19 protein-coding genes are annotated in these 21127 nt (G+C 53.9%); 18 read left to right on the top strand and 1 reads right to left on the bottom strand.

What is annotated here, in order from left to right; genetic code table 11:
• The 15 genes from SPV1_RS06765 to SPV1_RS13935 all read left to right on the top strand — a co-directional run.
• Positions 1-410: outer membrane protein (locus SPV1_RS06765; RefSeq protein ID WP_009850394.1), on the top strand; the 410-nt coding region annotated here is incomplete at its 5' end.
• Positions 411-615: 205 nt separating this feature from the next.
• Positions 616-1527 (top strand): glycosyltransferase family 2 protein, encoded by a 912-nt coding sequence (locus SPV1_RS06770; RefSeq protein WP_009850395.1) that lies wholly within the window; start codon positions 616-618, stop codon positions 1525-1527.
• The gene (locus SPV1_RS06775; RefSeq protein ID WP_009850396.1) at positions 1524-2888 is read left to right on the top strand and encodes a hypothetical protein; all 1365 of its coding nucleotides are present in this window, start codon (positions 1524-1526) and stop codon (positions 2886-2888) included. The genes SPV1_RS06770 and SPV1_RS06775 overlap by 4 nt, the downstream gene beginning before the upstream one ends.
• Positions 2885-4009, top strand: a complete 1125-nt coding sequence (locus SPV1_RS06780) for a glycosyltransferase family 4 protein (protein ID WP_009850397.1) — start codon at positions 2885-2887, stop codon at positions 4007-4009. Before SPV1_RS06775 ends, SPV1_RS06780 begins: the two co-directional genes overlap by 4 nt.
• Entirely contained in the window at positions 4010-5146 is a 1137-nt protein-coding gene (locus SPV1_RS13930; RefSeq protein WP_009850398.1) for a glycosyltransferase family 4 protein, read from the top strand.
• Positions 5139-5699: a putative colanic acid biosynthesis acetyltransferase gene (locus SPV1_RS06790; protein WP_009850399.1), complete on the top strand. Its 561-nt coding sequence runs from the start codon at positions 5139-5141 to the stop codon at positions 5697-5699. The genes SPV1_RS13930 and SPV1_RS06790 overlap by 8 nt, the downstream gene beginning before the upstream one ends.
• 4 nt (positions 5700-5703) lie before the next feature.
• Entirely contained in the window at positions 5704-6525 is an 822-nt protein-coding gene (locus SPV1_RS06795) for a glycosyltransferase family 2 protein (protein ID WP_009850400.1), read from the top strand.
• Positions 6515-8365, top strand: a complete 1851-nt coding sequence (locus tag SPV1_RS06800) for a carbamoyltransferase family protein (protein WP_009850401.1) — start codon at positions 6515-6517, stop codon at positions 8363-8365. Before SPV1_RS06795 ends, SPV1_RS06800 begins: the two co-directional genes overlap by 11 nt.
• 14 nt (positions 8366-8379) lie before the next feature.
• Positions 8380-8796 (top strand): SxtJ family membrane protein, encoded by a 417-nt coding sequence (locus tag SPV1_RS06805; RefSeq protein ID WP_009850402.1) that lies wholly within the window; start codon positions 8380-8382, stop codon positions 8794-8796.
• Entirely contained in the window at positions 8796-8948 is a 153-nt protein-coding gene (locus SPV1_RS14625; protein ID WP_009850403.1) for a DUF5989 family protein, read from the top strand. The genes SPV1_RS06805 and SPV1_RS14625 overlap by 1 nt, the downstream gene beginning before the upstream one ends.
• Before the next feature lie 12 nt (positions 8949-8960).
• Complete coding sequence (locus SPV1_RS06810) at positions 8961-9722, top strand: glycosyltransferase family 2 protein (protein ID WP_196795110.1); 762 nt, start codon at positions 8961-8963, stop codon at positions 9720-9722.
• Between the two features lie 242 nt (positions 9723-9964).
• Positions 9965-11089: a GDP-mannose 4,6-dehydratase gene (gene gmd, locus SPV1_RS06815; RefSeq protein ID WP_009850405.1), complete on the top strand. Its 1125-nt coding sequence runs from the start codon at positions 9965-9967 to the stop codon at positions 11087-11089.
• Between the two features lie 179 nt (positions 11090-11268).
• Complete coding sequence (locus SPV1_RS06820) at positions 11269-11634, top strand: four helix bundle protein (RefSeq protein ID WP_009850406.1); 366 nt, start codon at positions 11269-11271, stop codon at positions 11632-11634.
• Positions 11627-12742 (top strand): GDP-L-fucose synthase family protein, encoded by a 1116-nt coding sequence (locus SPV1_RS06825; protein WP_009850407.1) that lies wholly within the window; start codon positions 11627-11629, stop codon positions 12740-12742. The genes SPV1_RS06820 and SPV1_RS06825 overlap by 8 nt, the downstream gene beginning before the upstream one ends.
• Before the next feature lie 37 nt (positions 12743-12779).
• Positions 12780-14447 carry a glycosyltransferase family 4 protein gene (locus SPV1_RS13935; protein ID WP_009850408.1) on the top strand — a complete coding sequence of 556 codons (1668 nt, stop codon included), beginning with the start codon at positions 12780-12782 and terminating at the stop codon, positions 14445-14447.
• On the opposite strand, the gene SPV1_RS06835 is transcribed toward SPV1_RS13935, so the two are convergent.
• Positions 14433-15155, bottom strand: coding sequence for a lycopene cyclase domain-containing protein (locus SPV1_RS06835; protein WP_009850409.1), 723 nt, complete (start codon positions 15153-15155; stop codon positions 14433-14435). The two genes, SPV1_RS13935 and SPV1_RS06835, sit on opposite strands and share 15 nt — an antisense overlap.
• 606 nt (positions 15156-15761) lie before the next feature.
• Between SPV1_RS06835 and SPV1_RS06840 the strand changes: the two genes are divergently transcribed.
• The 3 genes from SPV1_RS06840 to SPV1_RS06850 all read left to right on the top strand — a co-directional run bounded on the left by SPV1_RS06840 (position 15762) and on the right by SPV1_RS06850 (position 21110).
• Positions 15762-17087, top strand: coding sequence for a thiolase family protein (locus SPV1_RS06840; protein ID WP_050754729.1), 1326 nt, complete (start codon positions 15762-15764; stop codon positions 17085-17087).
• 152 nt (positions 17088-17239) lie between these two features.
• Complete coding sequence (locus SPV1_RS06845) at positions 17240-19345, top strand: 3-hydroxyacyl-CoA dehydrogenase NAD-binding domain-containing protein (RefSeq protein WP_009850411.1); 2106 nt, start codon at positions 17240-17242, stop codon at positions 19343-19345.
• Positions 19332-21110: an AMP-dependent synthetase/ligase gene (locus SPV1_RS06850; RefSeq protein WP_009850412.1), complete on the top strand. Its 1779-nt coding sequence runs from the start codon at positions 19332-19334 to the stop codon at positions 21108-21110. Before SPV1_RS06845 ends, SPV1_RS06850 begins: the two co-directional genes overlap by 14 nt.
• Positions 21111-21127 lie beyond the last annotated feature (17 nt).

Raw genomic sequence — 21127 nt, forward strand, 5'->3', positions numbered from 1 at the left:
TTGGTGCGAACGTGCATAAGTACCTTGCTGTTGAAATGCGTTATGGCGCGACCAAGGCGGATGCCAATAATGCAACCAGTGTTAATACGAAGGCCACGGCCGACTATTTGTTTTCTATTCTGGTTAAACCTCAGGCTTATATGACTGATGATGCGATCATCTATGCCCTGCTGGGTGGAACCCGTGCGAGAATTGCCGGCCCCGGTGTCGGATCGCCTGCGAATAACAATGCAATCGGGACAAAAGTTTCCACAGGCTTCAGCTATGGTGTCGGAGCAGAGTACAAATTGAACGACCACATGTCGGGTGCATTTGAAGCAATTCGCTACATGAAAACAAATGCTACACCGCCAACCCCGAACAAGGTGACGCTGGACAGCTACAGCTTTAACTTGAAATATTATTTCTAGGTAATAGCTAACCTTTTTAAGTAAAGGTTTTTAAACTGCAGCAGGAGACAGGCGTTTCCTGCTGCAGTTTTTTTTTGTAAATTCGCGGTATATTCTGCGGGGGCCTCGCCACTCAGGGAACAATTTGTATGGTTGAGGCAGGTTTAAAGACGGGAATATCGCGGTTCCGGCCGAGCAGGTTTCATTTCATTGTCAGGAGAAACGATTGATTTCAGCGCAAGATATTACCATCGTCATTCCCACCTATGGGCGGGAAGAGGTGCTGGTTAATTCTCTTTCTGACTTGCTGGCGCTTGAAACGGCTGCCTGCGAGGTATTGCTGGTCGACCAGACTCCCGAGCATGAGCCCGCAACAATCAAGGCATTGAGCGAGTGGCAGAGTAAAGGTCACGTTCGCAGGTTGACCTTCTCTCCGCCGAGCATCCCGCATGCGATGAATCAGGGGTTGATGCACGCAAATACAGATTACCTGCTCTATCTGGATGACGATATTATTCCTGACGACAATCTGATTGCCTCGCTGGTGGATGCGCTGAACAATCAGTCGATAACGCCACAGTGTATCGCAGGGCAGGTCATACAGCCGGATGAAACGGTGATCCGATTTGAGGATTGGAAACGAAGCTGGTTTCCATTTAACAGTGACAGGAGCCAGTTTATCGATGAGGTAATGGCCGGAAATCTCTGCGTAAACCGTGCCTTTGCTCTGAAGATTGGTGGCTTTGATGAAAATTTCAAAGGCTCCGCATACAGGTTTGAAAGCGATTTTGCGCGCCGGGTAATCAGAGCCGGCGGCAAGATACTGTTTGAGCCCTCGGTCAGCATCAAGCACCTGAGAGCCGAGCGTGGAGGCACGCGCATCAAGGGTAATCACCTTACCACGTGGCGGCCCCATCATTCAGTAGGTAAATATTATTACGCCTTCCGGGGCGGGGTGTTTGAAGCGTTCAAAGCAGTGCTGATCCAGCCACTGCGGGCAATCAGGACTAAGCATCATCTGCGCTCACCGTGGTGGATTCCGGCCACGCTTTGTGCAGAGCTGCTGGGAATTTTCTGGGCAATTGGATTGCTGCTAAAGGGGCCCGGGTTTCTCAACCGGATAAAGCACGATCTATGATCACGCAGCTGTTCTGGGCATTTGTTGCCCTGAGTGCTCTGCTTGCGGTCAAAAACTGGCGTCTCGGTCTTGCCCTGATCATTGTTGTAGGCACATTGCAGGATCCTGTCAGAAAAATGACCCCGGGAGCGCCTGCATTTATGGTGCTCTCATTTTTTCCGGTCTGGATCGGCTTGATGATCGGTATTTTTTCCTCGCGAGAGTGGCCGTGGCGCTCCTTTGGCAGCCTTCACCCGATCATACAATCCCGTATCCGATTCTTCGGTGCGGCGATGGCACTGGCGACAGTCATTGTCTTTCAATACGGGTTTGCCGCCTGGAAGGTGGCAGCGATCGGGCTGTTTACATATACCGTGCCATTGATGACATTGATGGCCGGTTTTGCCTATGCCAGAAGCAGGGTCGATGTCTCAAGGCTCATCATGTTTTACTGTCTGATCACTGCAGTGATGCTTGTTGGCGGTGTGATGGAAGTATTAAACCTGTTTCCTCAGTGGAAGGCACTCGGCACTGAGGCGATGGGCATGCACTGGGTTCGTTATGTATCCTATGGTCATACGATTGACCTGATTGCAGGGTTTTATCGCAGCCCCGACATCATGGGATGGCATGCTGCTACATTATCGATTTTTTCACTGACCCTGGCACTCTACGGTAAGGCCGGGCCTCGCTGGTTCTGGTTAGGCTTGGCCGTTTGGGGGGCCTTTTGCGTCTTTATCAGCGGGCGAAACAAGATGATCAGTATGACGGTCGTATGGGTGATAGTTGTTGCCCTGTTACATATCTATATCGGGCGCGCCGGTCGGGTTGTGACGCTGGCTCTGGCTGGCGGAATACTCGCATTCTCGGTGTTGATGATCTCGGGAAAGCTTAATCTTAACAGTGATTACGACCTTTATGCCAGCCAGTTGGTCGGGGGGTCAACAATTATGGAGCGAATAAATCGAAGCGGTACGGGCAGCGTTGCTGAAACGTTCAGGCAGTCGGGTTTTTTCGGCAAAGGCATAGGTACTGCTGCGCAGGGAATACAATATCTCGGCCTGCCGATCAAGCGCAGCTGGCAGGAGGGCGGTGCAGCCAAAATTCTGGTGGAGCTGGGAGTTACCGGCTTTATAGCAGCCATACTGGTTGCATGGGCGACAGCCAGGGCCACTCTTCTTACGATCAGGTATAGCCGGTCAAAGGGTGCTCTCTCTCCGCTTCAGCTTGGCCTGGCCGCCTATATTCCGGCCAATATTGCCAATTTTATCATCTCGCAACAGGCCTACAGTGACGGCCTGATCATGGTCGTTGTGGCTACTGCATTGGGGATGATGCTCTCGTCACCGTACTGGTTACAGCTGCAACGGCAGGACACATGAGTAAGCGACAACTGTTTGTCTGCCTGATTGAAACCGCACCGGCAGGGCATCACGGCAGCATGGCGCGCTATGCCGAACTGCTCGAGTCCGCACTGAATGATACTGCCGGGGAGGTCCGGGTTAAGAGGGTTAATCTGGCCCTGTCTCAACATGCCCTTTCACGGGTGCCGGCTCGCTTCCGCATGTGGGCGCATCACGGCTGGATCATGCTGGGCGCACTGTTTCGGCTGCGCAGGACGAAGGCTGATGTTTATCATCTGCTGGATGGCAGTCATGGCTATGTGGCCCGGTTTTTACCCGCTGGAAGAACAGTGGTTACAGCCCACGATATTATTCCGCTGTTACAGATGCGTAGGCTGCTGGGTGGCGATCCTCCCGGGCGGGGAGGCAGGGTGGTGGTCAATGCCGGCATCAGAGGGTTGCAATGCAGCAGTATGGTTGTTTGCGACAGCACAAGCACATTGAACGACCTCTGTACGCATGCAGGTATCAGGGCCGAAAAAATGAGTGTTGTTTTTCCGGCGCTCTCCGATGAGGTGACGGCATCGGCAAAGGCACTGCCGGACTGGCATGAGCGCCGCTATCGGGAAGGGGCATATATCCTGCATCTGGGACACAACGGTTTTTACAAGAACAGGGCCGGGACCGTACGGATTTTTTCAATGATTTATGCGGCGGAACCGGCTATGAGACTGAAGCTTGCCGGCCCGCCGCTGGATGCGGGTTTGACGATGTTGGTTGAGGAGCTGGGGCTATCGGGTCGGGTTGAGTGTATACCAAACCCGGAAGATGGAGAGGTTGCGGATCTGTATCGGCATGCTGCATTGCTGCTGTTTCCGAGTGTTTATGAGGGTTTTGGCTGGCCGCCTCTGGAGGCGATGGCCTTCGGTTGTCCTGTGGTTTGCTCTTCGGAAGGTTCCCTGTCCGAAGTGGCCGCAGATGCAGCACTGACGGCAGTTGTCGAGGATGAACGGGAGCTGGCAGATCATTGCCTCAACATCCTTCAAAATGATGCCGTTGCGGAAGAGATGGTCGGGCGTGGTTTTAAACGCATTCGGCATTTTCATCCGCAGCAGATGGCTGAAAAGCTGATTGAAATTTACAGAAAGGTGGGGTCATAAGTGCGCGTACTGGTAAATATGCTCTCTACGACCAACTACAGCGGTCGCCATGTGATGATGGGGCACTTGCGCAGCCTTGTGCCATGGACACAGGGCGAACATGAATATCTGGTGCTCCATCATGCGGGTAATCGTCATATTCGTACTGATCTGGGTGAGAGCGTAACGTGGCTGGAATGTCCGGAGAAAACGGCCGGCTGGTTTGGTCGTATGATATGGGAGCGCAAACATCTTGGGACGCTGGCGCTGCGACATGCCGTTGATTTTATCTGGACCCCGTCAGGCACTGTTACGCCCGGCCTGCCGGTTCCGCAAATATCCTATGCGATGAACCCATGGTCGCTGGTGCCGGAGCTCAAGCTCAAGGGTATTGATGCACTCAAGGCGGCGGCTCAGCGTTATGGCTATAAAAAAGCCGTCAAAGATGCGGCAATGATGCTCTATCTGTCCGAGTTCATGCGGCATGCCTACAGAAAAAATGCCGGCATGACCGAGCATGCTTCTGAAGTTGTGTATACGGGACTTGATGATCTGCTGTTTGAACGGGCGGAAAAACTACGTTCGGTGAAACGGAACAGGTGGCAGATCCTGTCGGTCTCTGCCATGGCACCTCATAAGGGGGTGGAGACGCTACTGCGTGCCGTTGATAAACTGGTGCACGAGTACAATCTGCCGGTTGAACTGCTGTTGGTCGGGGCATGGCCCGATGCCGGTTATGAAGAGCGGATGCATGCTCTGACGACATCGCTCGGGCTTGACGAGGTTGTGACGTTCAAGGGACATGCCTCTGTCGAGGATCTGCATCGCCACTACGCTGAGGCCGGGGTGTTTTGTCTGATGAGCTGGTGTGAGTCATTCGGTATTCCGGCTGTCGAGGCCCAGGCTTTCGGTACGCCGGTTGTCAGCTCAGCCTGCTGTGCCATTCCCGAAGTATGCGGGGAGGGTGGTGTTTTTCCCGCGCCGGGTGATGTGGATGCGACGGCCGGGGCACTGGCGGGATTGCTGAGCGATGAGGCTAGCTGGCAGCAGCTCTCCGAAGCAGCCAGAAGTAATGCCGGGCGTTTCCACTGGCAGCGCTGTACGCGCCCGTTGATGCAGATGTTCGATGTCATTGCCGGAGGGAAATCCCATGAGTAATGAGCTGGATATTTCAGCCAACCGGAATATGTCGAAATACAGGCGCAGCGAGCTGTTACGTCGCATTGCCTGGGGCCTGTGCATGCCGTTGTTCCGCTTCAGCCCCAGACCGATGTTTGCCTGGCGCTGTTTTCTGTTACGCCTGTTTGGTGCCAGGATTGGAAGAGATGTGCACATCTACAGCACGGCGACAATCTACATGCCATGGAACCTGGATGTGGCTGACTGGGCCGCGATCGGTGAGCACGCCTACATTTATAATCTTGGCCGGGTGAGCATCGGTTCCCGTGCCACACTCTCTCCGCATGCCTATATCTGTGCCGGCACGCACGACCATCGCAAGGCCGATATGCCGCTGTTAAAGCCTGCGGTTCATATCGGCGATCAGGCCTGGATTTGCGCTGCGGCATTTATAGGCCCGGGTGTTACGATAGGTGAAGGTGCAATTGTCGGCGCACGTGCTGTGGCTGTGAAAGACGTGCTTGCCTGGAGTATTGTCGCCGGTAACCCGGCCAAACAGATCGGCATGCGCGATATGGATAAGGCGGAATAAGCCGGTGCCGGTATCAATCCTGTTATTGACGCTCAATGAGGAGCAGAACCTGCCTGCCTGCCTGGAGGCCATAGCATGGTGTGACGATATTGTACTGGTTGACTCATTCAGCAGTGATCGCACCGTTGAAATTGCCGAAGCGCATGGCGTGCGTGTCTTCCAACGTAAGTTTGACCACTTTGCAGGTCAGCGAAACTACGCACTGGAGGAGGTCGCATTTAAACACGAGTGGGTCTTTCATCTGGATGCAGACGAGGTTTTTACCGAAGCGCTTCAAAAAGAGATGGAAGAAGCGATCGGAAATCCTGCATTTGATGCATGGCGCGTACCATCCAAAACCATGTTTCTGGGGCAGTGGTTGCGCTATTCGGGCATGTATCCCAGTTATCAGGTGCGCCTGACCAGAAGCCCCGGCTTTCGCTTCAAGCAGGTCGGCCATGGTCAGAAAGCTGATATCCCGCTGGAAAAAATCGGGACGCTCAATGAACCCTATCTGCACTATTCGTTCTCCAAGGGGCTTACTGAGTGGTTTGAAAAGCACAATCGCTACTCCAGCGATGAAGCTGCTGCAGCGCTGGCACACCGGCTGAGTGATTCGGTAGACTGGGCAGGCCTCGTATCCGCCGATCCGTCACGCCGCAGGATGGCCATACGTGGCCTGGTGTTCCGCATGCCGATGCGCCCCTTGCTGCGTTTTCTTTATATGTATCTGTTCAGACGGGGCTTTCTTGATGGACGTGCTGGCCTGACCTATTGCCGACTGATGGCGACTTACGAATTTATGATCACCTGCAAAATAAGGGAAATTCAAACGCGTGAAAAATGATACCTGTATCCTCGGTATCTCGGCTTATTATCATGACAGCGCCGCAGCGCTAATACGGAACGGCCACATTGTTGCTGCAGCTCAGGAAGAACGTTTTACCCGCAAAAAACATGATGCCGGATTCCCTGCGCACGCTATTGAATACTGCCTCAGGGAGGCGGGCATTGCTTTATGCGATGTCGATCAGATGGTTTTTTACGACAAACCGCTGGTGAAGTTCGAGCGCTTGCTGGAAACCTATCTGGCCTATGCTCCGCGCGGCTTTCGGTCGTTTCTCACCGCCATGCCGGTATGGCTAAAAGAGAAGCTCTACCTGAAGTCGGTATTAAAAAAAGAGCTTTCGGCACTGGCTCACTGCAAGCCGTCCGAACTGCCGCCGCTGCTGTTTACCGAACATCATCAGTCGCACGCGGCTTCGGCCTTCTTTCCGTCACCGTTCCAGAAGGCAGCGGTGCTCTGTCTGGATGGTGCAGGGGAGTGGGCATCGACATCCGTCTGGCTGGGTGATAACAACCAGCTGACCCCCTGCTGGCAGATTGACTTTCCCCATTCGTTGGGGTTGCTTTATTCAGCATTTACCTATTACACCGGCTTCAAGGTGAATTCAGGTGAATACAAGTTGATGGGGTTGGCACCTTATGGTGAGCCTGTTTATGTTGACCTGATTCTGGATCACCTGCTCGACCTGAAAGAGGACGGCACTTTCCGACTGGATATGTCCTACTTCGATTATGCCACAGGCCTGACGATGACCAACAGCAGGTTCGATGCGTTGTTCGGTGGTCCTGCGAGGCAGGCAGAAGGTGAGCTGACACAGAGGGAGATGGATATTGCTGCATCCATCCAGAAGGTGACAGAGACGGTGCTGCTACGGCTGGGGCGAACGATAAAAAAAGAGCTGGGCGTTGACCACCTGTGCATGGCCGGCGGCGTGGCACTGAACTGCGTTGCCAATGGTGAGTTATTGCGCGCAGGTATATTTACAGATATCTGGATACAGCCTGCGGCAGGGGATGCCGGCGGTGCTCTGGGGGCGGCGTTATCGGTCTGGTACGAGTATCTGGATAACCCCCGTACAGCCAATCCCGATGACGATATGCAGGGTGGCTACCTGGGTTGTCACTACTCCAACGATGAGGTTGAGACCTACCTGAAATCGGTACATGCGCCGTACCGGCGTTTTGATGACGGGGTGCTGATGCAGCGTCTGACAGAAATTCTTGATGGCGGCAATGTAGTGGGCTGGATGCAGGGGCGCATGGAGTTCGGACCGAGAGCGCTCGGCTCCCGTTCGATCCTGGGTGATGCGCGCAGCGCAAAGATGCAGTCGGTGATGAACCGGAAGATCAAATACCGCGAATCTTTCCGGCCGTTCGCGCCGGTTGTGAAGGCGGAGCGGGTTGGCGACTATTTTATGCATCAAGGCAAGAGCCCCTATATGCTGATTGTTGCGCCGGTGAAGGAGAATATACGCCTGCCTGTTGCTGATATGCAAAAGCAGCTGTTCGGGATCGAGAAGCTTAATGTGCCGCGTTCACAATTGCCGGCAATCACACATGTCGATGATTCATCACGTTTACAGACGGTGCATAAAGAGACTAATCCGCACCTTTACCATCTGCTTGATGCATTCGAGGCCAGGACCGGCTGTGCCGTGCTGATCAATACATCGTTCAATGTACGCGGAGAACCGATTGTGAATACGCCTGGGGATGCATATCGCTGCTTTATGCGTACGGAAATGGATTATCTGGTGATTGGCAATTGCCTGCTGGCCAAAGCAGATCAGCCTGCATGGGAGAAAGACGATGAGTGGCAGGATGAATTTGAGCTGGACTGATAACGGGGGGAGTGATGCTGTATCGGGATATTCCTGAACTTGATGCTGCCGGGTTGCGTCGTTTCGGCCTGCTGCTTGGTGGTATATTTGTCCTGTTGTTCGGCCTGCTGTTTCCCTGGTTGCGGAACAGCCACGACCTCCCGAACCTGTTATGGGTTGGTTCCGGTGCGGTGATCATCGTCTGGGCGCTGGCTGCGCCGGTTTCGATGCGGAGATTGTACAACGGCTGGATGAGGGTCGCATTGATCATCGGCAATGTGATGAACCGGATCATACTGGCGATTGTGTTCTTCTTCGTGATTACGCCGATGGGGCTTGTGATGCGCATCATGGGCAAGGATCCGATGCGGCGTAGATTCGATAAAACTGTGGCCAGTTACCGGGTGATCAGTAAGCCTGCCGCCAGAAATCACGTTGAGAGGCCCTTCTAGTGCTGGATTTACTCAAAGATCTGTGGGACTTTATGAAGGAACGTAAAAAGTTCTGGCTGGCGCCGATTATTATCGTGTTGCTGTTGCTTGGTATCCTGGTTGTGTTTGCACAGGGCTCTACCGTCGCCCCGTTCATCTATACGCTGTTTTAGAGTAGGCTGCCTGTGTCACTACCAAGAATATCTGTTATTACAGCCGTTTATAATGCAAAGGATACAATCAGCGATTCGCTCGATTCCGTGATGGCCCAGACCGGGGTGGATATCGAACTAATTATTGTGAATGGCGCCTCCGATGACGGGACAAGCGAGCTGCTCGAGTCCAGGAGAGGGGACTTTTCTGTTTACCTGAACGAGCCGGATAACGGGATTTATGATGCCCTGAACAAAGGCGTGTCACGCGCCAGTGGCGATGTGGTCGGTTTTCTCCATGCCGATGATGTCTATGCCTCAACACAGGTGCTTGCGCGCATTGCAGCCGCCTTTGCAGATCCCTCAGTGGATGCCGTATATGGTGATCTGACCTACATCGGCAGAAACAGTGAGAAGGTCATTCGTTACTGGCAGGCAGGTGACTTTTCGGAGAGGCAGCTTATGCATGGGTGGATGCCTCCACATCCCACTTTTTATGTGCGGCGGGAGGTGTATGAGCGATTCGGTACATTTGATACATCATTCCGGATTGCTGCCGACTATGACTGCATGTTGCGCTTCCTCGGTCAGGCGAAAATTAAATGTGCATATATTCCGGATGTGCTGGTAAAAATGCGGGTGGGTGGGGCCAGCAATCGCTCCCTGAGTAATATTATCAGAAAAACAGCGGAGGATTACCGGGCTCTCAAAGGCAACGGAGTCGGAGGGGTGAAGGCATTACTGTGGAAAAACTTAAGTAAATTGCCGCAATTTATCAAACGCGATGGTGCTTAGTCTCCAGAATATGTATGAAGACAGGCACCGGGAATTGGTGCAATCAGACGCTGATGCTAGAGTAGCGGTTTGTGTGATGTGGCGATAGCTTTGATGAAGGTGTTTGTGACTACATCACTATCCATGCAAAAGGGTACAAGTCGGCAGGCTGCGGCAGGCAGCAGGCGGGAAAAACAGAGTTTATCAGTTATTACCGGCATATTGTCGTCTATAATACGGCAATATCTGAGAGGGGTTTACCTTTGAAAAAAGCATTGATTACCGGGGTGACCGGACAGGATGGATCGTATCTTGCGGAGCTTTTGCTGAGCAAAGGTTACGAGGTGCATGGCATTAAACGGCGCGCTTCTTCATTCAATACGCAGCGCGTGGATCATATTTATCAGGATCCGCATGTGGAGCACAAGCATTTCGTGTTGCACTACGGTGATCTCTCCGACTCATCGAATCTGACGCGCATCCTGCAGGAGGTGCAGCCGGATGAAGTGTATAATCTGGGGGCGCAGTCGCATGTGGCAGTGAGTTTCGAGTCTCCCGAATATACCGCCGATGTTGATGGTCTGGGTACGCTGCGACTGCTTGAGGCGATTCGTCTGCTGGGCATGGAGAAAAAGGTGCGCTTCTATCAGGCTTCCACCTCCGAGTTGTTCGGCGAGGTGCAGGAGATTCCGCAGAAAGAGACCACACCGTTTTATCCGCGCTCACCTTATGCCGTGGCCAAGATGTATGCCTACTGGATCGTGGTAAACTACCGCGAGTCTTACGGCATGTATGCCTGCAACGGTATCCTTTTCAATCACGAGTCTCCAAGGCGTGGTGAAACCTTCGTAACCCGCAAAATTACGCGCGGCCTCTCCAATGTTGCTCAGGGGCTTGAGAACTGCTTGTACATGGGCAATATGGATGCGCTGCGCGACTGGGGTCATGCCAGGGATTATGTGCGCATGCAGTGGATGATGTTGCAGCAGGCTCAGCCGGAAGATTTTGTCATTGCTACGGGTGTGCAGTATTCGGTCAGGCAGTTTATTGAATGGTCGGCGGCTGAGCTGGGCATTACGCTGCGTTTTGAGGGGCAGGGCGTGGATGAAGTGGGCATTGTGGCCGCACTCGATTCATCCCTTGTCACCAGTCATCCCGCACTATCTGTAGGTGATCGTATTGTGGCTGTTGATCCGCGTTATTTTCGTCCGTGTGAAGTGGAAACACTGCTCGGTGATCCGACGAAAGCCAAAGAAAAACTGGGCTGGACACCGGAGACTACCGTACAGCAGATGTGTGCAGAAATGGTCAGAGTGGATCTGAAAGAAGCCAAACGCCATGCCTTGTTAAAAGAATATGGTTATGAAGTACCTGTGGCAATCGAGTAGGGAAAGGCAGTGATGGGTGACTTGTAATGAGTGATTGGTTTAAAGGCAGTGATTTGGGGTTGGTGACTTGTGATGAGTATGAAAAGGCAGTGCGCAGTTACATGTCACTAGTCACTAGTTTCAAGTCACTAATCACCAGTTACTAGTCACAAATCAGCAATTACAAGTTACGGTTTATCATGAAATCGCACAAGGATCTGGACGTTTGGCAAAAGGCGCTCGACCTTTCAGTGGAAGTGTACCGGTTAACCGGATCATTCCCTAAAGATGAGGTCTATGCGATGACAAGTCAGATGCGCAGAGCTGCTGTATCTATTGCCAGCAATATAGCGGAAGGTGCGGCACGCAGAACGGATAAGGATTTTATTCACTTTTTGCACACGGCACTAGGATCGGCAAGTGAGCTTGATACGCAAATTGAGATTGTGGCCAGAGTTGGTCTTGCAGATAAGGAAAAAATACAGGTGTTACAGAGTGAAGTCGGGGTTATATCAAAAATGTTATGCGGATTAATTCGTTCGGTGGAGAACAAGAAACATGACTAATCACAAATCACCAGTCACCAGTCACGGCAGCGGCTTGCCGCCTACGGCGAAAGTCTATGTCGCCGGCCACCGCGGTCTGGTCGGTTCGGCCATTGTGCGCAAGTTGCTTGCTGCAGGCCATAGTCCTGAGTCCTTGGTCCTGAGAACTTCAAGCGAGCTGGATCTGCGCAATCAGGCTGCCGTGGATGCATTTTTTGCACTGGAGAGGCCGGAGTATGTTTTTCTTGCCGCAGCGAAGGTGGGCGGCATCTATGCCAATGATACTTATCCGGCTGATTTTATCCGCGATAACCTGCAGATTCAGACCAATGTTATCGATGCAGCATATAGCAATGGTGTAAAGCGACTGCTGTTTCTCGGCTCATCCTGTATTTATCCGAAGCTGGCACCTCAGCCGATGCCTGAGAGCTGTCTGTTAACAGGTGAGCTGGAGCCGACCAATGAGTGGTATGCTATTGCCAAGATTGCCGGCATCAAAATGTGTCAGGCCTATCACAAGCAGTACGGGTTTGATGCGATTTCGGCCATGCCGACCAATCTCTATGGCCCGAATGATAACTTCGACCTGGAAAAGTCACATGTCTTGCCAGCCTTGATTCGCAAGTTTCACCTGGCAAAACTGGCGCAGGCCGGTGATATTGATGCCATTGCTGCAGATGAAGCCCGCTATGGCTATATACCTGAAGATATTCTTTCAAGCCTTGGCGTGGTCCGAGAAGCGGATAGCATCTCCCATTTCACGTCTAACGTATCACGCTCCCCAACAGTGCAACTGTGGGGTTCAGGATCCCCGTACCGGGAATTTCTTCATGTTGATGACATGGCAGCATCCTGCCTGTTCCTGATGGGGCTCGATGTCTCACATCTTGAGTCTCACCCATCACGGCTGTTCAACGTTGGTGTAGGTTCTGACCTCAGGATTCGTGATGTTGCTGAACTGATCCAACGTATTGTCGGCTATAATGGCGAGGTGATCTGGGATGCGTCCAAGCCGGATGGCACGCCGCGCAAGCTGATGGATGTGAAACGTTTGAATGGCATGGGCTGGAAAGCGGAAATCCCGCTGGAAGAGGGCATCAGATCGGTTTACGCTCATTATTGCAGCTAAAACCGATCCACTGATTGATTCACCATAAGGGGTTACGATGACGAGCGCGAGCCAAATAGCCACCACCTTTCTGCTGCCGCTGGTGTCATCCGTATTCCTGACACTGTTGGTGATGCCTGCAGTGGTTCGCCTGGCAGAGCGCGTAGGCGCTGTTGATCACCCGGATGAGCGCAAGGTGCATGTGAATGTTGTTCCGCGCATGGGTGGCCTCGCATTTCTTGTTTCTCTTCTGTTGATTCCATTCACTATGCTGGATGTTTCAACGACGACGCAGGGATTTCTTCTCGGTTTGTTCATTATCGGTTTCACGGGCATGGCTGACGATATCTTTCAGATATCCCCCAGACTGAAATTTTTGGGAATCATAGCCGGCTGTGGCATGTTTTTGGTGATGAGTGGTACGGCAATTACAGATCTGGGAAATCTGTTCGGCAGCGGTCACATTGAAACAGGCTGGTTTGCCATACCGTTGACGCTGATTGCCATGGTGGGTTTTGTGAATGCGCTTAATCTGTCGGATGGCCTTGACGGGCTGGCCGCCGGAATTACGCTGATTGCCAGTTTTTTTCTCGGTAGCTTTGCCTTGATCATCGGCGATGATGAGAGCCTGATGATTGATGTCGTTTTGTTCGGCTCCATGGTCGGGTTTCTCTATTTTAATTCACATCCGGCCCGCATCTTTATGGGTGACACTGGCAGCCTGATTCTGGGTTATGTGCTGGCCTGCCTCTCCCTGATGCTACTGCAATCCGGAAGAGGCGAAGTGATATCGCCGATCAGTATGGGTATTCTGCTGGGGCTGCCGCTGTCGGATACCATTTATGTTATGGTAAGACGTATTCTGCGGGGAACAAGCCCGTTTCTGCCCGATAAAACACATTTTCACCATCGCCTGATAGATCTCGGATTACCTCATCCCGGCGTGGTCGGGGTATTCTACGGGTTGATCTATATCTATGGCTGTATGGCGGTTCTCTTTGCAGGCACTGCCGAGTGGTTGCAGTCTTTGGTGCTTGCGGGCTTGATTGCGACCACCTATCTGGTTCTGATGAACCTGGAACGATTCGGATTCTCTCTTTCGCTTAATGCTGATCTGGAAGATTCAGATAGTTCCGGCAAGCAGGAAACTTCTTTTTACTACATGATGACCCGCACCCTGGGCGCCTCGATACCTCTGATGACGTGGGTGATGCCGCTCATACTGCTTCCACCGGTACTCTCGTTGAGCATTTTGGCTGGAAATAATCTGTTCATGATAACCGTCATGGTTCTGGCCGTGCTTCTCTATCCGTGGCGTGAGGGAGGGCGTGACAGTGCGTGGTCGTTAGGGCTGCTTTATCTGCTGGTTTTCGCCATTATCTTTGAAATAAACAGATCCGAATACGCATGGGTTCACTACTACATGTATGTCATGACAGCGCTGCTGTTTTGCTGGGTGGTGCTCAAGCTCTGGTTCAAAAGGCATGCGCGTATCTTTTTGACGTCAGGCTTCGAAATTTTATTGCTGCTTTTTTCGTGGCTGACGCCGTGGATCACCGGCCGATTTAATCTGTTGTCGGCCGATATCCAGGCAATATTTTATCTGGTATGTGTCGAGGCCGTGGTATTCCTGTTGGCAACCAAAGTTGTGCTGCGACGCCAGCCGAGGCGGAACAGGCAGTTGCTCTTCTCTCTGTTACTACTGGCGGGATTAACACTCTTGTGATTGAAGTTTCGGAAATGAATCTTGTTCACGGATGATGGCCAGTGGACCCTTGTTTTTCCAGAATTTATACAGCGGTCCGATAAATGCACCGGCCATCAGAAACCAGATGAAATCTTCCAGAGGCACATAGATGACAACGTGCCCGGAAAGATAATTCATCGACCATGTCGCCTTGATCCAGCCGGGCGTCAGAAGCTCAGGGATACCAAAGAATACAAAAGCGAGTGCACCAGCGAAGATGCTACTAAACAGCGCGTTGATCAGCAGGTCTCTTCTGAAGGCCAGCATGAGAAAGCTGCAGGTTCCGAAGGCCAGAATAGTGGCAGTGAATGAATCCAGATCGAAGAGAATTGCACTTCCGAAAAAGAAACTGCAAATGAGTAAGGCAATATATCTGAATTTAAACGGCCACTTCAGTGGATGCTGTCTGTCCTCGTAAGCGGTTTTGAAGCATATCTCATAACATACGGCGGCCGAGCCTGAGAAAAAGAAGCCGAACAGGAAGTCTTCGATACCGACGGGCGTTCCGGTAACCGTAACAGGGTTCCACCAGTCGCTGATGTAAATAAATTCAGAAAGTACGCCACCGATGCCAAACAGGGCGGATAGTTTCAGCATAGTTTGTCTTAAATCAGCGCGACTGACAAAAAAGAAGAGCCAGAAGGGAGCCAGGGCCAGACATGCATAGAGATAGCTGTATGTATACATAGTAGTAGCGATTATTGTTTCCTGTTGGTGTGGGTTATAACGTTTATAAGGGTGACAACAATACCATGATGTCCTGATTTACATGGCATCATGGTATTGCAGTCTGGTAGAAAATCAAACATAACTTGCATATCTCCCCCCGTATGGAAAATCGTTTATAGTCTTTGTGAAATAAAATGGCAAATTGTAGTCACTCATTTTGTCCTGCGGGCTGTGAGTTATCGTTTATAGTAAACCGGATAAGAGATTCAACGAAAATCAAATGTATGGGAAGGAATCCTGTGGCCTGCAATGAAATAGTTTCTGGCTTTTTCGGACAGGTTTCGACTATTTTAAATGCATCAGCGCCGGTATTTCTGGCTTTTTAAATTAACAGATGCTCACCCATTGGCAGGAATTTTTACCTGCCCAAACACTGGGAGCCAATTAATCTGTTGGCTGGAGGGCTAGTGCACTTTGCATTGGATGATGTCTTGGCATGCCGAATACGGAGGTGTACGACTTGCATGTTGGGGTAAACCGGCGTAAAAAGTGATCACATTGCGCAGGCGTGGTTGGGAAAATACATTTTTCCGGCGTGCCGGAATCGGGTTCGAAGGAGTCGATATGAGTGCTGCAGTTCAATCCGGGAAAAAAGCGACGGGGCTGCCGCGTGACGTGGTAGTGGTGGCGGGGCTGAGAACGCCACTGGGAAAGGCTGGCGGCGCGTTCGATAAACTCGGTGCGGTGGAGCTTGGCAGCATGGCCATGCGCGAGTTGTTGGCTCGATCACCGGTTAGCAGCGATGATATTGATCAGGTGATTCTTGGCAACGTGATACAGCCGGCGGAAGCGTCCAATATCGCCCGCGTGATTGCGCTGACTGCAGGTGTGCCGCAGCAGGTGCCTGCGCATACGGTACATCGCAACTGCGCCTCGGGCATGCAGGCGATCACCGATGCGGCAGAAAAGATTCAACTCGGACGTGCCGACGTGGTGTTGGCCGGCGGTGTGGAATCGATGACGCATGCGCCGCTGCTCTTTGACGATCGCTTTCGCGCCGCCATGGCTAAGTGGCCGCGCGCGAAAGCCTTGCCGCAGAAACTCTCCGTGCTGGCCGAGCTTGCCCGCGCACCGTGGAAACCGCGCATTGCATTGCTGGAAGGTTTGACCGATCCGACCGTCGGCATGGGCATGGGGCAGACAGCCGAGCTACTGGCACGGGAGTTCGGCGTGACAAGAGCGGAGCAGGATGCCTATGCGCTGATGAGCCATCAGCGTGCCGCAGCCGGCTGGAGCGATGGCTGGTTTGATGATGAGGTGATGCACCTGTTTGCGCCGCCCTCCTATGCCGATGTACACCGGGATGAAGGCATAAGAGCGGGGCAGACGTTGCAGGCGCTGGCGAAGCTCAAACCTGCATTCGACCGGCCGCTGGGTAGCGTAACAGCCGGCAATAGCTCGCAAATTACCGATGGCGCGGCGATGTTGATCCTGAGCCACCGCGAAAAAGCTGAAGCGGAAGGCTGGCCGATCATGGGTTATCTGCGTGACTGGGCCTATACCGGTTGTGATCCGGCCCGCATGGGCCTGGGGCCGGTTTTCGCCACGCACCGCTTGCTGGCATCCGGCGGTCTCAGTATGAGCGATATCACCCGCATGGAAATCAATGAAGCCTTTGCCGTACAGGTGCTGGCCTGCCTGAAGGCGATGGAGTCTGAAGCCTTTGCCGCTGAACAGCTGGGTGGTAAACCCATTGGTGTGCCGGATATGGATCGTCTGAATGTGCACGGCGGCGCTGTTGCCATAGGTCACCCTGTCGGCGTCAGCGGTGCGCGGCTGGTGCTGACGCTGCTCGGACAGTTGCAGAAGGATACGGGCGGCGGGCTGGGTGTGGCTACGCTCTGTATCGGTGGCGGACAGGGCGGTGCCATGTTGTTAGAGGGATGCTGATTGTGGGCTCCTGCCAACAATCACGACGCAGCAACAAAAGCGTGGTTTTGTCGCTGCTTACAAAGCGATCGCCTGCGGCGACAGATTTGACAGGTCGTCCGTGGCCTGCACGAAAACGCCGAATAAATCGGCGTTTTCTTAGGGAGTAAGCCATGCAAGTCGTAACGCTGATTCGGAATGATGAAGATACGAGGCTGCATTTTGAGCGCAGTGACAAGTCGGTCAATGTACTGGATGAGAAATGCATCAGCCAGCTGGAGGCGCATCTGGATGCACTGGAAACCGCTCCGCCGGCTCTGCTGGTGCTGGAGAGCGGCATGCCCGGCTCATTTATCGCCGGTGCGGATCTGGAGATGATCGCCGGCGTAACGGAGCAGGCGGCAGCCACAGCGATGGCCGGGCGCGGACAGGCATTGTGCAGGCGTATTGAACGGTTACCCTCGCTGTCGATTGCGATGGTGCACGGCGCCTGTATGGGCGGAGGACTGGAGCTGGCGCTGGCCTGCGATTATATCGTGGCTGTGGATGATAAGAAAACCATGCTGGGACTGCCTGAAATCAAAATCGGTATTCATCCGGGCTTCGGTGGTTGCGTGCGCCTGCCCAAACGCGTGGGATGGGTGAAAGCTGTCGAGATGATTCTCTCCGGCAGTGTGCTTGATGTGAACCGGGCATATCGCGCGGGTCTTGCGGCGCTCACGGCCAGGCCGGAACAGTGCGATGATGCGATCGGTTATCTGGCGAAGCGGGGGAAGGTCAAATCGCGTCCGTTTGCGCCGTGGTGGCTGCGTTTATGGCCGGCCAGAGAGCTGTTTTTCCGGCAGGTGGAGAAAAAGGCTATGGCCCGTTTTAAACATCTGGACATTGAAGCCGCCTATCCGGCTGTGCCGGCGACGATAGCACTGCTAAAAGCGATCATCGGCATGAGCGATGCCCCGGCGCTGGCGCGCGAGGCCGAATCTCTGGGGCGTCTGGCCGTCACGCCGACCTGTAAAAATCTGATTCGCGTGTTTTATCTGGGTGAAGCACTGAAAAAACAGGCGGCGGTGAAACGCGGCCGCGATGCTGTGGCAACGATGCAAAAGGCTGCGGTCTATGGCGCAGGCGTGATGGGAGGCGGCATCGCCTGGGTGGCATCACAATCGATGGATGTGGATCTGCATGAGGTGGCGGCTGAGCCGCTGGGACGCGGTATGAAGGGCATTGCACGACTGGCGATGCGTAAAAAAGGGCGTGCCGATAGCAAACGCCTCGCGCGCATCAGGCCGGTGCTCGATGAGAGCGGCTTAAGCGATGTTGATGTGGTGATAGAAGCCGTGCTGGAAGATATCAGGGTGAAACGCCGGTTGTGGGCCTCATTGGGTAAACATGTGCGCAAAGATACGCTGCTGCTGTCGAATACCTCCTCGTTGTCGATCAGCGATATGCAGCACCGGCGCGCCAATGCAGGCCGTATTGCCGGGCTGCACTTTTTTAACCCGGCGCCAAAAATGCCGTTGGTTGAAGTGGTTGCCGGTGAAAAAACGACGCCCGAAACCGTGGACAAAGTGTGCGCTCTGGCTGTCTCCTGGGGTAAATATCCGATCATCGTGGCCGAGAGTCCCGGCTTTCTCGTTAACCGCTGTCTGATGCCCTATATGGTGGCGGCTCTGAAGCTGGTGGCGTCGGGAGAGAAGATCGGGCATGTGGACGGGGCGCTGAAGTGTTTCGGTATGCCGATGGGAGCGCTGGAGCTGGCCGATCGGGTGGGGCTGGATATCTGCATGCATGTAGGCACGCACTTAAGCGAAGTCCTGTCTGCCGCAGGCCAGCGTTTTGCCATGCCGGAGTGGTTTGCGCGCATGGTGGCCGACGGCCTGCTGGGTGAGAAATCCGGTAAGGGCTTCTTTATCTATGAGGAGGGGAAGCAGGGCGACCTGAATCCGGATCTTGCCCGTTATCTGCCGCTCGCCGGACTGCATGAGCATGAGGGCGATGCAGATCTTGGTAGCGAAAAAACGCCGATGGAGCAGGCGGCCGTTGTCGATGGATGCCTGATTCCGATGCTGGTGGAAGCGCTGGCCTGTCTGGGGGAGCAGGTGGTGGATGATCCGGTGCAGCTGGATGCCGCGTTTGTTTATGGTATTGGCTTTCCTCCGTTTAGGGGCGGGCTGCTGCGTTATTTTGCCGGTCGCGATGTTGAGGCGCTGAAACAGAGTATTGCCGCTGCCGGTCTGCCTGTGCCGGAAAAGATGGATCTGCTGGGTGACTTCCGCTAAATGTGAAGGGCTGAAGCGGGCGGCTGAGGCGCGCTGCCTCTCCGATCTGCTGCTGGCCTCTCCGCCCGAGTGGCTGGATGCACCTCTGCTGTATGCCCGTCAGCCCGACGGCCAATGGCAATCACAGTCGCGCATTGGTGTGCAGCAGGCGGTGCTGCGCGTAGCTGCTTGGCTGGAGGCGATGGGGGTAACCCCGGGCGATCGGGTAGGCATACTCGGGCATAACTGTCCGGAGTGGTATATTGCCGATTTTGCTATCTTGCGGCTGGGTGCGGTGACCGTGCCGGCCTATTTCACCGATCCGGCCGAGTCGGTGCAGTATGTGTTTGCCGATGCCGCTGTCTCGGTGATCTTTGTCGAGGAGGGTGAGCAACAGAGCAAACTGGCAGGGATGAATATCCCCTCGCTCACCTTTCATGGTGAACAACAGAGTATTGCCTCGATTGCTGCCGATGCGAGATGGGATAACCGGCTTAAGGCAGCCTGCCCCGATCGCGAAGATCTGGCGACACTGATTTACACCTCAGGCACGACAGGTCACCCCAAGGGTGTGATGCTGACGCACGGTAACCTGCTTGCCGATGTCGAAGCGGGCATTGGCGGCGTACCGGTATTTGCTGATGATCTGTTCCTCTCCTTTCTGCCGGCTTCTCACGCCTTTGAGCGTACGGTCGGTCACTTTTTGCCCAGCGCCTGTGGTGCCGGGATTGCCTATGCCGAGTCGGTCACCACGCTGCTGCGCGATATGCCGGAGGTGCGACCGACGCTGATGATTTCGGTGCCGCGGCTGTATGAGAAGATATATGCCGGTGTAGATGCGAAGCTGGCAGCCGGGAGCGCCGTCAGCCGGTGGCTGTTCAGGCTGGCCCAGCGGCTGGGCCTGAATCGCTTCAACAGACGCCGGCAGGGAGACGATCTCTCTGCTGTTGCTGCGTGGCTGTGGGCTCTGCTGGATCGTCTGGTTCATGCCCGCCTGCGTGAGAAGATGGGCGGGCGGATTCGCGCCTTTGTCTCCGGTGGTGCTGCCCTGCATCCGGATATTGCCCGCTTTCTGCTGGCGGCCGATATCATCGTATTGCCCGGCTACGGATTGACGGAAACATCGCCTGTGCTGTCGGTTAACAGGCAGGCATATATCAAGCCGGGCACGGTCGGCCCGGCACTACCCGGGGTGGAGCTCAAGTGTGCTGAAGACGGGGAGTTACTGGTTAAGGGTCCGATGGTTATGCAGGGCTACTGGCAGCAGCCCCTGGCTACGGCGGAAGCCTTTGATGCCGATGGCTGGCTGCGTACCGGTGATATTGTGACCATCGACGGTGACGGTTATATCACGATTATGGATCGCAAGAAGGAAATTATGGTTCTCTCCAACGGTGAGAAGCTATCGCCTGCTGTGATTGAGCAGCATATCGCCGCCAACCCGTGTGTGCAGCAGGTGATGGTGATTGCCGATCAGCGACCCTTTGTTACGGCGCTGGTTGTTGTGGATCAGGCGATTCTGCAGCGGGTATGGCAACAGGCGCAGCGGCGGCCGCTACCGGCAGCGTGGCGCACAGATGCGGATCTTTATGCGTGGTTGCTGGCACGCATGCATCACGATGAGCATGATCTGGCAAGTTATATGCAGATCAGGCGATTTGCCTTTGTTGATGAACCCTGGAGTCAGGAGGCGGGGTTGCTGACGCCGACGCTGAAGCTCAAACGGCGTAAAATCAGTGAGCGCCATGCAGAGCTGATCGATTCCCTCTATGAGGAGCAGCCGTAAACCGCCGGGATTGCAGC

The organism is Mariprofundus ferrooxydans PV-1 (genome assembly GCF_000153765.1).
GTDB classification, from domain to species: Bacteria; Pseudomonadota; Zetaproteobacteria; order Mariprofundales; family Mariprofundaceae; genus Mariprofundus; species Mariprofundus ferrooxydans.

Bases quoted from the DNA above. Each gene is read 5' to 3' on its own strand.
- SPV1_RS13935 (WP_009850408.1), top strand. From the start codon at position 12,780: ATGACGAGCGCGAGCCAAATAGCCACCACCTTTCTGCTGCCGCTGGTG.
- SPV1_RS06845 (WP_009850411.1), top strand. From the start codon at position 17,240: ATGCAAGTCGTAACGCTGATTCGGAATGATGAAGATACGAGGCTGCAT.
- SPV1_RS06790 (WP_009850399.1), top strand. From the start codon at position 5,139: ATGAGTAATGAGCTGGATATTTCAGCCAACCGGAATATGTCGAAATAC.
- SPV1_RS06775 (WP_009850396.1), top strand. From the start codon at position 1,524: ATGATCACGCAGCTGTTCTGGGCATTTGTTGCCCTGAGTGCTCTGCTT.
- SPV1_RS06820 (WP_009850406.1), top strand. From the start codon at position 11,269: ATGAAATCGCACAAGGATCTGGACGTTTGGCAAAAGGCGCTCGACCTT.
- SPV1_RS06835 (WP_009850409.1), bottom strand. From the start codon at position 15,155: ATGTATACATACAGCTATCTCTATGCATGTCTGGCCCTGGCTCCCTTC.
- SPV1_RS06805 (WP_009850402.1), top strand. From the start codon at position 8,380: ATGCTGTATCGGGATATTCCTGAACTTGATGCTGCCGGGTTGCGTCGT.
- SPV1_RS06840 (WP_050754729.1), top strand. From the start codon at position 15,762: ATGAGTGCTGCAGTTCAATCCGGGAAAAAAGCGACGGGGCTGCCGCGT.
- SPV1_RS06825 (WP_009850407.1), top strand. From the start codon at position 11,627: ATGACTAATCACAAATCACCAGTCACCAGTCACGGCAGCGGCTTGCCG.
- SPV1_RS06780 (WP_009850397.1), top strand. From the start codon at position 2,885: ATGAGTAAGCGACAACTGTTTGTCTGCCTGATTGAAACCGCACCGGCA.